The following is a 13635-nucleotide window of genomic DNA, read 5'->3' on the forward strand; positions in this document are numbered from 1 at the left end:
GCCGACAGGATCACCGCATGACCACCCGCCTCCGCCTGAAGTCCCACACCCTCGCCCTGGCCATCGGCCTCGCCCTACAGGGCGCCACCCTGCCCGCCCTGGCCGCGGAAACCGCCAGCGTGCAGCGCCAGTACGACATCGCCCCCGGCCCGCTGGGCGAGGTGCTGGCCCGCTTCGCCGCCCAGGCCGGCGTGCCCCTGGCCTTCGAGGCCGCCACGCTGAACGCCCGCCACAGCGACGGCCTGAAAGGCAGCTACGACGCCGAGGACGGCCTGATGCGCCTGCTGGAAGGCAGCGGCTACCGCCTGGTGCGCAAGCCCAGCGGCTACGGCGTCGAGCCCATCGCCCGGGACGGCGAGGCCCTGGAGATGGGCGTCACCACCGTCAGCGCCGTGGCCCAGGCCCCCGGCGAACTGCCGCCGGCCTATGCCGGCGGCCAGGTGGCCCGCGGCGCCCGGCTGGGCATGTTGGGCAACCAGGACATGCAGGACGTGCCCTTCGCCTTCTCCAGCTATACCGCGCAGGCCATCAAGGACCAGCAGGCGCAGACCGTCGGCGACGTGCTGCTCAACGACGCCGCGGTGCGCCAGGGCAACGGCTACGGCAACTTCTCGCAGATCTTCGTCATCCGCGGCCTGCCGCTGAGCACCGACGACGTCTCGCTCAACGGCCTGTACGGCGTGACGCCGCGGCAGATCATCGGCACCGAGTCGCTGGAGCGCGTCGAGCTGTTCAAGGGCTCCAACGCCTTCATCAACGGCGTGACGCCCAGCGGCAGCGGCATCGGCGGCGCGGTGAACCTGCAGACCAAGCACGCCGAGGACGTCCCCACGCGCAGCTTCGCCCTGGACTACGGCAGCGACAGCCAGGTCGGCGAACACCTCGACCTGGGCCAGCGCTTCGGCGAAGACAACCGCTTCGGCGCGCGGCTCAACCTGGCCCAGCGCGAAGGCGACAGCGCCATCGACGACAACGCCCAGCGCTACAAGCTGGCCAGCGTCAACCTCGACTACCGCGGCGAACGCCTGCGCCTGAGCAGCGACTTCGGCTACCAGAAGCAGCGCATCAACCAGGGCCGCCCGGTGGTCTACGTCGGCAGCGGCGTCACCAGCATCCCCCACGCGCCCGACGCCGACAGCAACTACGGCCAGGCCTGGAGCTACTCGCAGCTGGAAGACACTTACGGCATGTTCCGCGGCGAGTACGACCTGAACGACAACTGGACGGTCTACCTCTCCGGCGGTGCCAAGCACACCCGCGAGAACGGCAGCTACTCCTCGCTGACCCTGAGCGACAACGCCGGAACCGCCGGCGGCGGCACCATGGACGCCACCCACGACGAGGACAACAAGAGCGCCATGGCCGGTCTCAACGGCCGCTTCCACACCGGAGCGGTGAGCCACCAGCTGAACCTCGGCCTGGCCGGCATCTGGGCCGAGCAGCGCAGCGCCTACCGCATGGCCCTGAGCAAGTACCCGGCCAACCTGTACCGCCCCGTGCAGGTTGCCAAGCCGGCCACCACCTACTCCGGCGGCGATTACAACGACCCCGGCATCGTCGGCAAGACGCGCAACCGCAGCGCCGCCGCCTCCGACACCCTGGGCTTTCTCGACGACCGCGTGCTGCTGACCCTCGGCGTGCGCCGCCAGAGCATCGGCACCGACGGCTGGAGCTACGCCGGCGTGCGCAACGCCGACTACCGCGAGTCCATCACCACGCCGGTGTACGGCATCGTGGTCAAGCCCACCGACTACCTGTCGCTGTACGCCAACCGCATCGAAGGCCTGGCCGCCGGCCCCACCGCGCCCTCCACCGCGGTCAACGTCGGCGAGGTGTTCGCCCCGCAGCGCTCCAAGCAGATCGAAGTGGGCGCCAAGCTGGACTTCGGCAGCTACGGCGGCAACCTGGCGTTCTACCGCATCGAACAGCCCACCAGCGTCACCGACCCGGACACCAAGGTCTTCAGCGTCGATGGCGAACAACGCAACCGCGGCGTCGAGCTGAACCTGTTCGGCGAACCGCTGCAAGGCCTGCGCCTGCTGGCCGGCGCCACCTGGATCGACACCGAGCTGCGCAACACCGCCGGCGGCGCCAACGACGGCAACCGCGCCATCGGCGTGCCGCGCTTCCAGTACAACCTCGGCGCCGACTGGGACGTGCCCGGCCTCGACGGCCTGGCGCTCAATGGCCGCCTGCTGCGCACCGGCGGCCAGTACCTGGACCAGGCCAACAACCTCAGCATCCCGGCCTGGACCCGCGTCGACCTGGGCGCCCGCTACCGCTTCAAGGTCGAGCAGCGCGAGGTGACCCTGCGCGCCAACCTGGAAAACGTCGCCAACGAGGACTACTGGGCCTCCACCATCGGCGGCTACCTGACCCAGGGCGAGCCGCGCACCCTGCGGGTGTCCGCCACCGTCGACTTCTGAAGCCGCGGGCCGGGCGCGCGCTCGCCCGGCCCTCGTTCAGTCGAGATACAGGCCCACACCGGGGGCTATCGGCAGCCCCAGCTCCATCCAGAGGATGAGGAACAGCGTCCAGCACAGCAGGAAGCCCAGGGCCACCGGAATGGTCATCGACGCCAGGGTGCCGATCCCGGCATCCTTCTGGTAGCGCTGCAGGAAGGCCAGGCACAGGCTGAAGTAGGGGCTCATGGGCGTGACTATGTTGGTCGAGGAATCGGCGATGCGGTACGCCGCCTGCACGAAGGCCGGCTCGAAGCCCACCAGCATCAGCATCGGCACGAAGATCGGGGCCATCAGCGACCACTGCGCCGAACCCGAGGTGATGAACAGGTTCATCAGCGTCACCAGGCCCAGGAACGCCAGCACCAGCGGGATGCCGCCGAAGCCGCTGCTGTCGAGCAGGTGCGAGCCGCCGACGGCGATCCATTCGCCCAGGTGCGTCCACTTGAACCAGGCGAGGAACTGCGAGATGGCGAAGAACAGCACCAGGGTCGGCGCCAGCTCCTTGATCGCCTCGGCCATGAAGCCGATGGCATCGCGGGCGTCGCCGATCTTCCCCACGCTGCGGCCGTAGACCCAGCCCAGGACCAGGAAGAAGATGGCGAAAACGGCCACCGCGCTGGTGAGGAACGGCGAAGGCACCAGCCCGCCCTCGGGGTTGCGCAGCGGCGAGCCGGCCGGCAGCACCGCGGCGAGGACCAGGGCGGCCAGCACCAACGCCGCCCAGCCGGCGCGCTTCAGCCCCTTGAGCTCCCGCGCGCTGATCGGCTGGATGTCGACCACCACGCTGCCGCGGTACGGGCCGGCCAGGGGCTCGACGACGCGCTCGATGATGAAGGCGCCGATCACCGACAGCAGCACGGCGGAACAGGCGACGAAATAGTAGTTGTCGATGGGCGAGACGTAGGCCGCGGGGTCGATGGTCTGCGCCGCGCTGGTGGTGATCCCGGAGAGGATCACGTCGGTCGGGGTGATCAGCAGGCTGGCATCGTAGCCCGCCCCCACCGCAACGAAGCCGGTCACCGCGCCGACCAGGGGGTTGCGCCCGGTGGCCTGGAAGATCATCGCCGACAGCGGGATGAGGATGACGAAGGCGGCGTCGGCGGCCACGTGGCTGCACATGCCGACGAGGAAGATGACGAAGGTGGTCAGGTAGCGCGGGGCCTTCATCACGCTCACCTGCATCAGCGCCCCGACCAGCCCGGTCTTGTCGGCCACGCCGATGGCCAGCAGGATGACCAGCACCGCGCCCAGCGGCGGGAAGCTGACGAAGTTCCTGACCACCGAGGTCAGTGCGAAGACCAGGCCCTCGCCGGAAACCAGGCTCCTGACCGTGACCAGGTCGCCGGTCTTGGGATGGACGCCGGACACCCCGGACGCCGCCAGCGCCCAGGACAGGAGCGCGACGCCCAGGCACAGCCAGGCGAACAGGACGACCGGGTGCGGGAGCTTGTTGCCCGCCCGCTCGATGGCGTTGAAGAAACGCTGCATGGTGAATTTTCCTTTGCCAGCCGCCGGCCGCTCGGGGGCGCGGCGAAGCTGGCCTGCACGGGTTGCCGGATGGCCCGCCTCGGCGCCGCCGCAGGATGGCGGCGCGGCGCGGGCCCGTGAGTGCCTTCGCTCAGGGATTGGCCCCGAGGCGCCGCTCGGCGATGGCGACGAACATGCCCGCCGCGACGGGCAGGATTTCGTCGCGATAGTCGTAGTGCGGATGGTGAAGGTAGGCGCCGTCCTCGCCGTTGCCGACGAAGAAATAGCAACCCGGCACTTTCTCCAGGTAGAAAGCGAAATCTTCCGCCCCCATGGTGGGAAGCTGGTGCATGTAGCCCGCCTTGTCCGCGCCGAGGGCGTCGATGGCGGTTTCCACCACGAAGGCGGTTTCGGCGGCATCGTTGACCAGCGCCGGGATGCGCATCGTCCGCGCCAGCTCGGCGCTGGCGCCATGGGCCTGGCAGACCTGGGCGACGACGCGGCGCAGCGTCTCGTCGATCACCGCGGCGGCTGCCGGCGAGCCGTCGCGGGTGTTGATCATCAGCGTCGCCTGGCCGGGGATGACGTTCTGGCTGTTGCCGCCATGGAACTGCGTGACCGTCACCACCCCGGACTCCAGCGGCGACAGGCGGCGGCCGACCACGCCCTGCAGCGCCTGGACCACCGCCGCGCCGACGAAGATCGGGTCGATGGCCAGGTCCGGGCGCGAGGCGTGGCCGCCCTTGCCGCTGATGATGACCTCGTAAAGCGAGCTGCCGCCCATGCTCGGCCCGGCCTTGGCGAACACCCGGCCCAGCGGATAGCCCGGGCGGTTGTGGTAGCCGAAGATGGCCTCGACGCCCTCCAGCGCGCCCTCCTCGATCATTCGTTCGGCGCCCAGGCCACCTTCCTCCGCGGGCTGGAACAGCAGCTTGATGCGCCCGCGAAGATGGTCGTGGTGCCGGGCGAGCCGGCCGGCGGCCAGCAGCAGCGAGGCGGTGTGTCCGTCGTGGCCGCAGGCGTGCATCTTGCCCGGCGTCCGCGAGGCATAGGGCAACCCGGTGTCTTCCTGGATCGGCAAGGCATCCATGTCGGCGCGCAGGCCGATGGTGGGGCCGGGGCGGCCGGTATCGAGCAGCGCGACGACGCCGGTCCCGGCCACGCCGGTGCGCACCTCGTAGCCATGGCGGCGCAGGAAGGCGGCGACGAGGTCGGCGGTGGCGTGCTCTTCGTACTTGAGTTCGGGGTGGCTGTGCAGTTGCTGGCGGATGGCGGTGGCCTCGGCAATCGCCTCGCCGGTGAATACGGACATCGATGATCTCCCAGAGGGGTTTCGTTGTTGTTGTTCTGCCCGGTCTGTCGGCGAGGATTGTTAGCAGTCCGCGCGCGATGCCACAATTTCATTAATTCGCAGCCACCCTTGCCTTTTATGCAAAGCACAACCGCCATGCAGCATCTAGCCCTGCGTTACTTCCTGGAAGTGGCTCGCAGCGGCTCCATCACCGAGGCCTCGGCCCGATTGCACGTCTCCGGCTCGGCGATCAGCCGGCAAATCGCCCGCCTGGAACAGGAACTGGGTGTCGAGCTGTTCGAACGGCGGCCGCGCGGCATGCTGCTCAGCCCGGCCGGCGAACTGCTGGCCCAGCGCGCCAGGCGCATCGCCCTGGACACCGAAAGGGCCCTGGCGGACGTGCGCGAACTGCAGGGCCCGCACCGCGGCCTGGTGCGCCTGGCGGCCTACGAGGGCTTCGCCATCGACTGGCTGCCACGGATACTCGCGGACTACCGCCGCACCTACCCGGGCGTGCGCTTCCACGTCTGGGTGGGCAACTCGGCGGATATCTGCGCGCGCGTCGGCGACGGCAGCGCCGACATCGGCATCACCTACAGCTATTCCGCGCCGGCCGGGGTGAAGGTGGAACGCATCGTGCGCCGGCCGATGCACGTGCTGGTGCCGCGCGACCATCCGCTGGCCACGCGGGAACAGGTCACCCTGGCCGACCTGGCGTCCGAGCCCATGGCCCTGCCGGACCAGCAGCGCACGCAGCGCCAACTGGTCGACACCGCGCTGGCCACCCAGGGGCTGTCCATGGAGCCGGTATTCACCACCAACTCCATGGCAAGCCTGAAGGCCTTCGCCCTGGCGGCCGGGACGCTGATGTTCATCAGTTCCCTGGGCAGCCGGGGCGGCAACCTGCCCGAAGGCGTGGTCGCGGTGCCGGTGGCGGACGACACCATGCAGGCCAGCGTGCTGCAGATCGTCACCCTGCAGGGGCGCCATCTGCCTGCCGCCATCGTCGAATTCCTGGGTTTCCTCGATCGGGCGATCGAGTGAGGGCGGGTTGCCGGGGCGTGGGCAGGACAGCTAGCAAACCTCGAAAATAATTCCATTATTTTCAGTAGGTTGCATTTCATTTCTAATGTCGAATATACGATTTCCGGCAGGAATAACCTGCACATTTGCATGATAAATCATTGAATATCAATAGCTTATGATTGACATAGAGAAATAGTCTCACGCTCAGTCACTTCCTCCGCATCCCGCCATCGCGCCGGAGTCCAGGTAAGGCAAGGCCTGTAGCCTGTACCTGGGCAGTTGGAAGCACGCCTGAGTTAAAGTCATTTCTAGAATATAAATATTCCTTATATATCAAATAGATAAAAATAAAACATAAAGTCATCAGAGAGGAGTAGCTACACCACTCCCCGCCGGCACTGGATCACCCAGGGCAAAAAGGTCCATGCTTGAACACCGAAACCCCAAGGCGGAGATCGCCCGTATGCGCGAAGCCATCACCCTCGATTTCGTCTCAGACGTAGTCTGCCCCTGGTGCGCCATCGGCCTTTGCGGATTGCTCGAAGCCATCCAGCGCGTCGAAGGCGAGATCGACGTCGAACTGCAGATCAAGCCCTTCGAACTCAATGCCGACATGCCCGCCGAAGGCGAGGACCTGGTCGAGCACCTGCAGCGCAAGTACGGCAGCAGCGCCGAAGACATCGCCAGCAACCACAAGCGCATCCGCGACTTCGGCGAGGAAGTCGGCTTCCACTTCGACCTGCACAAGCGCCAGCGCATCTACAACACCTTCGACGCCCACCGCCTGCTGCACTGGGCCGCCGAACAGCGCCGCGACCTGGCGCTGAAGCAGGCGCTGCTGCACGCCTACTTCGGCGAAGGGCGCAACATCAGCGACAGCGAGGAACTGCTGGACCTGGCCACCAGCATCGGCCTGGACCCAGTGCGCACCCGCGAGATCCTCGACAGCGACGCCTATGCCAGCGAAGTGATCGAGGAAGAGGAATTCTTCACCAGCCACGGCATCCGCGCCGTGCCGGCGGTGATCATCAACGGCCGCCAGCTGATCTCCGGCGCGCAATCGGCCGACTACTACGAAAAGGCCCTGCGCCAGGTGGCCGAGAAATCCGAGCCGATGCCGTAAGCCGGCTACGCCAAGACGCTCCTACGAGAATCCATGCTCGCCTGCTACGTAAAGCGGGCCCTGCCCGCGATTCGCGCGCAGGGCGCGCTCCTACATGGACACACCGCGGCTGGCACCCCGTAGGATGGGTTGAGCGAAGCGATACCCATCACCAGGGTCCGATGGGTATCGCAAGCTCAACCCATTCTACGAAAGCACCTCGGTGCAGTCGGCAAGACAGGCGCATCAAGCGCGGAGGAAGGCCAGCACCTTGTCGCTGAAGGCCTCGCCGGCCTGGACGTTGGACAGGTGCGCGGCGTGGAATTCCACCAGCTCGGCGCCCTGGATGCGTTCCTGCATGAAGCGGCCGTGCTCGGTGGTGGTCACCGGGTCGCCGCTGCCGCAGACGACCAGGGTCGGCGCGCGGATGGCGCCCAGCTGCTCGCGGAAGTCGGCGTCGCGCACCGCGGCGCAGTTGGCCGCGTAGCCTTCCGGCGAGGTCTGCGCCAGCATGGCCACGATGGGCTCGACCTTGCCCGGCTGGGCCTCGGCGAAGTCGGCGGTGAACCAGCGCGAGATGGAGGCGTCGCGCAGGTCGCGCATGGCCTGGGCGCCACCGGAAAGCACGGTGTCGATGCGCGGATTCCAGACTTCCGGGGTGCCGATCTTCGCGGCGGTGTTGCACAGCACCAGGCGCTCGATGCGCTCGGGGGCGTTGATCGCCAGCCACTGGCCGATCAGGCCGCCCATGGACAGGCCGCAGAAGCTGGCCCTGGCGATGTTCAGCGCGTCCAGCAGGGCCAGCACGTCGCGGCCGAGCTGCTCGATGCTGTAGGGGCCTGCGCTGACCAGCGAGACGCCGTGGCCGCGGGTGTCGTAGCGCAGCACCTGGAAGTGTTGGGTGAAGGCCGGGATTTGCGCGTCCCACATGTGCAGGTCGGTGCCCAGGGAGTTGGACAGCACCAGCACCGGCGCGCCGGCCGGGCCTTCGAGGAGGTAATTCAGTTCGCCGTCGGCGAGCTTGACGGTAGGCATCGGGGACTCCGTTGAATCAGGAACGACGCCCGCTCGGGGCGGGCGTCGGGGATTTTGCCAGGAAGATGGGTATCGCTGCGCTCCACCCATCCTACCGGGAGTGACGACCGTTCAGACGCGCTCGACAGCCAGCGCAACGCCCTGCCCCACGCCCACGCACATGGTGCACAGGCCGCGCTTGCCGCCGCTCTTCTCCAGCTGGTGCACGGCGGTCAGGACCAGGCGGGCGCCGCTGGCGCCCAGCGGGTGGCCGAGGGCGATGGCGCCGCCGTTGGGGTTGACCCGCGCGTCGTCGTCGGCGATGCCCAGCTCGCGGGTGACCGCCAGGCCCTGGGCGGCGAAGGCTTCGTTCAGTTCGATGACGTCGAAGTCGCCCACCGCCAGGTTCAGGCGCTCCAGCAGCTTGCGCACCGCCGGCACCGGGCCGATGCCCATCACCCGCGGGGCGACGCCGGCGCTGGCCATGCCCAGCACCTTGGCGCGGGGTTTCAGGCCATGTTTCTTCACCGCCTCGGCGGAAGCCAGGATCAGCGCCACCGAGCCGTCGTTGACGCCCGAGGCGTTGCCGGCGGTGACGGTCTTGTCCGGGCCGTTGACCGGCTTGAGCCTGGCCAGGGCTTCGGCGGTGGTGTCCGGGCGCGGGTGCTCGTCGGTGTCGACGACGGTCTCGCCCTTGCGGCCCTTGATCACCACCGGGACGATTTCCTCGGCGAAGTAGCCGGCGGCCTGGGCGCGCCCGGCCAGTTGCTGGCTGCGTAGGGCGAAGGCGTCCTGGTCGGCGCGGCTGACCTGGTAGTCGTCGGCGACGTTGTCAGCGGTCTGCGGCATAGCATCGACGCCGTACTGGGCCTTCATCAGCGGGTTGATGAAGCGCCAGCCGATGGTGGTGTCCTCGATCTTCTGGCCACGGCCGAAGGCGCTGTCCGCCTTGCCCATCACATAGGGCGCGCGGGACATGGATTCCACGCCGCCGGCGATGGCCAGCTCGATCTCGCCGCTGGCGATGGCGCGGAAGGCTGTGCCCACCGCGTCCATGCCCGAGGCGCAGAGGCGGTTGAGGGTCACGCCGGGGATGCTTTCCGGCAGGCCGGCCAGCAGCAGCGCCATGCGCGCGACGTTGCGGTTGTCCTCGCCGGCCTGGTTGGCGCAGCCGAGGTAGACCTCGTCCAGCTGCGCCCAGTCGACCTGCGGGTTGCGCTCGACCAGGGCCTTGATCGGGGTGGCCGCCAGGTCGTCGGCGCGCACCGCCGAGAGCGCGCCGCCGAAGCGGCCGATGGGCGTGCGCACGGCGTCGCAGATGTAGACCTCGCGGCTCATTCCTCACCCCCTTGCTGGCCGTGGGCGGCCGCGGTGCGGGCTTCCAGGGCGCGCAGGGCTTGCAGCTCGACCTCGGTGGGCGCCACGGTCTCGGCGACCTGCTCGGCGAAGCGGATGGCCCAGCCGGTGTTCTCGATCACCTGCTCGCGGCTCACGCCCGGGTGCAGCGAGGTGACGATGAATTCGTTGCTGCCAGCCTCCGGCTCCATGATGCACAGGTCGGTGATGATTGCCACCGGGCCCTTGCCGGGCAGGCCGAGCTGCTGGCGATGGTCGCCGCCCTCGCCATGGCCAACCGAGGTGATGAAGGCCAGCTTGTCGACGAAGGTGCGGTGCGACTGCTTGAGGATGATCAGCACTTCCTTGGCGGAACCGGCGATCTCCGGGGCGCCGCCGGCGCCGGGCAGGCGCACCTTCGGCCTGTCGTAGTCGCCGATGACGGTGGTGTTGATGTTGCCGAAGCGGTCCACCTGGGCGGCGCCGAGGAAGCCGACGTCGATGCGCCCGCCCTGCAGCCAGTAGCGGAAGATTTCGCCGGTGGGCACCACGGTGTCGGCGGTTTCGGCCAGTTCGCCATCGCCGATGGACAGCGGCAGCACGCTGGGCTTGGCGCCGATGGGGCCGGATTCGTAGATCAGGACCACGTCCGGCGAGGAAGTCAGGCGCGCCAGGTTGGCGGCCTTGGACGGCAGGCCGATGCCGACGAAGCAGACCGCGCCGTTCTTCAGGCGGCGGGCGGCGGCCACGGTCATCATTTCATTGGTGCTGTAGGCGCTCATCATTTGCCCTCCGCGATTTTCTTCTGGAACTCGGCGAAATCCTTGGTGCCGCGGATGTAGGTGTCGATCCAGGCGGTGAAGGTCTCGCGGTCGCGGGCGATCGGGTCCCAGGCCTGGTAGAAACGGTTGTCGCGCTCGTAGTAGCCGTGGGCGTAGGACGGGTGCGCGCCGCCGGGCACGTGGCAGACGGCGGACAGCGCCCAGGTCGGCAGCACGCAGGCGTTCATCGGCGCGTTGAGGTCGTCGACGATCTCTTCCACGGTGACGATGCAGCGCTTGGCGGCCAGGGCGGCTTCCTTCTGCACGCCGAGGATGCCCCACAGCAGCACGTTGCCCTTGCGGTCGGCCTTCTGCGCGTGGATCACGGTGACGTCCGGGCGCACCGAGGGCACGGCGGCCAGCTGCTCGCCGGTGAACGGGCAGTTGATGAACCTGATGTTCGGGTTGACCTTCGGCAGGTCGGAGCCGGCGTAGGCGCGCAGCACGGCGAACGGCAGGCCGGAGGCGCCGGCGACGTAGGAGTTGGCCAGGTCGGCGTGGCTGTGCTCGTCGATTTCCAGCGGCTGCGGCCAGCCCTTCTCCACCGCGTCGCGCAGGCGGTGCAGCGAGCCCACGCCGGGGTTGCCGCCCCAGGAGAAGGTCAGCTTGCGGGCGCAGCCGGCGCCGATCAGCAGGTCGTAGACCAGGTCGGGAGTCATGCGCACCAGGTGCAGGTCTTTCTTGCCCTGGCGGATGAGTTCGTGGGAAGCGGCGGTGGGGATCAAGTGGGTGAAGCCTTCGAGGGCGACGGTATCGCCGTCGTTCACGAAACGCTCGACCGCTTCGCGCAGGGTCAGGAGTTCAGCCATTGTCGGTCTCGTCTTGGGGTCCAGGGCATCCGTGGATGCCGATGGGCAAGACAGTAGCGCCGGGGCCGGGGGCCAAACAATGCGATTATCGACTATCGGTGCGGTTATCGAACAATTCCAACCTACAGGCCCCTACCGCCCAAACCACGAAAATGACCAGGGACGCGCAGGAGAAACTGTCTTGCAGGCCGCGCCGAGGCGCTCTTCGTAGGATGGTGTTGAGCTTGCGAAACCCATGCGGTTGCGCTGATGGGTATCGCTTCGCTCAACACCATCCTACGAAAAGCCATGATCGTTCGTGCGCTAGCGGGCCATGCCCGCGATCGCGCATGGCGCGCTCCTACGGTGGAGGCATATGCCTATCAGCGGTCCTGCTCGCAGTTGATCATCCAGGGCACCCCGAAGCGGTCGGTGAACATGGCGAAGGCGGCGGCCCAGAAGGTCTGCTGCAGTTCCATGGTGACCTGGCCGCCTTCGCTCAGGGCCTCGTAGATGCGCCGGGCTTCGGCCTTGCTGTCCACCTGCAGGGAGACGGACACGCCCTTGGTGCCCTCGTAGGGCATCGGCGGGCAGTTGTCCGAGCCCATCAGCACCTGGTCGCCCACCTCCAGGCGCACGTGCATCACGCGGTCGGCGGCGTCGGCTGGAGTCTGCCCCATATCCGGGGCGTCCTTGAAGCGCATGAGCATCGGCAGCTTGCCGCCAAGCACCTCGGCGTAGCGGGTGAAGGCTTGCTCGCAGTTGCCGTCGAAGATCAGGTAGGCCTGGATTTTCATCTGGAGTCTCCTGCCGGCTCAGTCCTTGCCGGCGATGCGGGCGCGTAGGCGTTCTTCCTGCTCGCGCAGTTCCTCGGTGAATTCGGCGCCGAAGTCCTCGGCCTCGAAGACCTGGCGGATCTCGATCTCCGACGGGCCGTCGAAGGGGCTGGGGCAGCGCTTGATCCAGTCGATGCATTCCTGCAGCGAATCGCACTGCAGCAGCCAGAAGCCGGCGATCAGCTCGCGGGTCTCGGCGAAGGGGCCGTCGACGACCGTGCGCGAGGCGCCGTCGAAACGCACCCGGGCGCCCTTCGAACTGGGCTGCAGGCCTTCGCCGGCGAGCATCACCCCGGCGGCGACCAGCTCCTCGTTGAACTTGCCCATGGCCGTCAGCAGTTCTTCCGAGGGCATGACGCCGGCCTCCGAATCCGCGGTGGCCTTGACTATCGCCATGAAGCGCATGGTGGTTCTCCTCTTCTCGTGAAGTCGAGTGGGCCCACTGCCCCGCTCTGCCTGGTAGTCGATGCGCGCGGGGCGCAATCGACAACAGCGCAGACCGTTCGTCGGCAGCGCCTGGGCGGTGGTGGCGGCAAACAGGAAGAACGATAGACAGGCCCGGCGACCGGGCAAGCCGGCGCGACGAACGCACGCGCCAGGCTGGACGCCCGCCGCCCGAGGCCCTAGATTGGCCGGTTCCCGAGAAATCCCGAGCAAGGAGCCCCAGCATGAGCCTGGAATCGGTCCGCGCCTTCTTCGCCGAGAAGGCCCCCGACATCGCCATCATCGAACTGGACACCAGCACCGCCACCGTCGCCCTGGCCGCCGAGGCCCACGGCGTGGAGCCGGGGCGCATCGCCAAGACGCTGTCGCTGCGGGTGGGCGAGCGCACCGTGCTGGTGGTCGCCCGCGGCGACGCCCGCCTGGACAACCGCAAGCTCAAGGAAGCCCTGGGCGGCAAGGCGAAGATGCTCGGCGCCGAGGAAGTGGTGGAACTCACTGGCCACCCGGTGGGCGGCGTCTGCCCCTTCGGCCTGGCCAGCCCGCTGCCGGTGTACTGCGACGTGTCGCTGCGCGCCTTCGACGAAGTGCTGCCGGCGGCCGGCGCCCTGCACAGCGCCGTGCGCATCGCCCCGGAGCGCCTGGCGAGCCTGGTCGAGGCTGATTGGGTGGATGTCTGTCAGGAGCCGGTCTGAGGTCATGTGGGGGTTGAGGGGCGGGAGCATTCGAAGAGCACGAAGAGCGCCCTCTCCCTGAAGGGAGAAAGGACCGTTGGGCAGACGCTGATGTTCTGGAGTCAGCCGGCTGGCACCGTGGCTGCCGGCTGAAACCAGGCCTCCTCTCGGCACGGACCAGCCCCTATCCCTGAAGGGAGAGAGGACCGTTGGGCAGACGCTGATGTTCTGGAATCAGCCGGCTAGCACCGTGGCTGCCGGCTGAAACCAGGCCTCCTCTCGGCACGGACCAGCCCCCTCTCCCTTCAGGGAGAGGGTTGGGGAGAGGGTACGGAGTCCACCGAAAGCACTGCAGCCGCCGGGAAACACAGTTCG

General features: G+C 68.1%; 12 protein-coding genes. 4 read left to right on the top strand and 8 right to left on the bottom strand.

Annotated features, from left to right (window positions below; all coding sequences use genetic code 11):
• Positions 1-17: 17 nt before the first annotated feature.
• Positions 18-2426 carry a TonB-dependent receptor gene (locus tag PcP3B5_RS15920; RefSeq protein ID WP_061561824.1) on the top strand — a complete coding sequence of 803 codons (2409 nt, stop codon included), beginning with the start codon at positions 18-20 and terminating at the stop codon, positions 2424-2426.
• Between the two features lie 36 nt (positions 2427-2462).
• Here PcP3B5_RS15920 and PcP3B5_RS15925 read toward each other — a convergent pair whose 3' ends face one another.
• Both PcP3B5_RS15925 and PcP3B5_RS15930 read right to left on the bottom strand, forming a co-directional pair.
• Positions 2463-3953 (bottom strand): AbgT family transporter, encoded by a 1491-nt coding sequence (locus tag PcP3B5_RS15925; protein ID WP_061561825.1) that lies wholly within the window; start codon positions 3951-3953, stop codon positions 2463-2465.
• Positions 3954-4083: 130 nt separating this feature from the next.
• Complete coding sequence (locus PcP3B5_RS15930) at positions 4084-5244, bottom strand: M20 metallopeptidase family protein (protein ID WP_061561826.1); 1161 nt, start codon at positions 5242-5244, stop codon at positions 4084-4086.
• A gap of 135 nt (positions 5245-5379) precedes the next feature.
• On the opposite strand from PcP3B5_RS15930, the gene PcP3B5_RS15935 reads away from it, so the two are divergent.
• The gene (locus PcP3B5_RS15935; protein WP_061561827.1) at positions 5380-6267 is read left to right on the top strand and encodes a LysR family transcriptional regulator; all 888 of its coding nucleotides are present in this window, start codon (positions 5380-5382) and stop codon (positions 6265-6267) included.
• 445 nt (positions 6268-6712) lie between these two features.
• The gene (locus tag PcP3B5_RS15940; protein ID WP_061561828.1) at positions 6713-7372 is read left to right on the top strand and encodes a DsbA family oxidoreductase; all 660 of its coding nucleotides are present in this window, start codon (positions 6713-6715) and stop codon (positions 7370-7372) included.
• Positions 7373-7597: 225 nt separating this feature from the next.
• Here PcP3B5_RS15940 and pcaD read toward each other — a convergent pair whose 3' ends face one another.
• From pcaD to PcP3B5_RS15970, 6 genes are all read right to left on the bottom strand, one after another.
• Complete coding sequence (gene pcaD / locus PcP3B5_RS15945) at positions 7598-8386, bottom strand: 3-oxoadipate enol-lactonase (protein ID WP_061561829.1); 789 nt, start codon at positions 8384-8386, stop codon at positions 7598-7600.
• A gap of 111 nt (positions 8387-8497) precedes the next feature.
• Positions 8498-9703 (bottom strand): 3-oxoadipyl-CoA thiolase, encoded by a 1206-nt coding sequence (gene pcaF / locus PcP3B5_RS15950; RefSeq protein ID WP_061561830.1) that lies wholly within the window; start codon positions 9701-9703, stop codon positions 8498-8500.
• Positions 9700-10482 carry a CoA-transferase subunit beta gene (locus tag PcP3B5_RS15955; protein ID WP_061561831.1) on the bottom strand — a complete coding sequence of 261 codons (783 nt, stop codon included), beginning with the start codon at positions 10480-10482 and terminating at the stop codon, positions 9700-9702. The genes pcaF and PcP3B5_RS15955 overlap by 4 nt, the downstream gene beginning before the upstream one ends.
• Positions 10482-11330: a CoA transferase subunit A gene (locus PcP3B5_RS15960; RefSeq protein ID WP_061561832.1), complete on the bottom strand. Its 849-nt coding sequence runs from the start codon at positions 11328-11330 to the stop codon at positions 10482-10484. The genes PcP3B5_RS15955 and PcP3B5_RS15960 overlap by 1 nt, the downstream gene beginning before the upstream one ends.
• Positions 11331-11692: 362 nt before the next feature.
• Complete coding sequence (locus PcP3B5_RS15965; RefSeq protein ID WP_009622243.1) at positions 11693-12106, bottom strand: VOC family protein; 414 nt, start codon at positions 12104-12106, stop codon at positions 11693-11695.
• A gap of 18 nt (positions 12107-12124) precedes the next feature.
• The gene (locus PcP3B5_RS15970) at positions 12125-12550 is read right to left on the bottom strand and encodes a YciI family protein (protein ID WP_009622245.1); all 426 of its coding nucleotides are present in this window, start codon (positions 12548-12550) and stop codon (positions 12125-12127) included.
• Positions 12551-12813: 263 nt separating this feature from the next.
• Here PcP3B5_RS15970 and PcP3B5_RS15975 point away from each other — a divergent pair, with 263 nt between their 5' ends.
• A complete protein-coding gene (locus PcP3B5_RS15975) occupies positions 12814-13281 on the top strand; it encodes a YbaK/EbsC family protein (RefSeq protein ID WP_009622248.1) in 468 nt (155 codons plus the stop codon).
• Positions 13282-13635 lie beyond the last annotated feature (354 nt).

Source organism: Pseudomonas citronellolis (assembly GCF_001586155.1).
GTDB lineage: Bacteria > Pseudomonadota > Gammaproteobacteria > Pseudomonadales > Pseudomonadaceae > Pseudomonas > Pseudomonas citronellolis.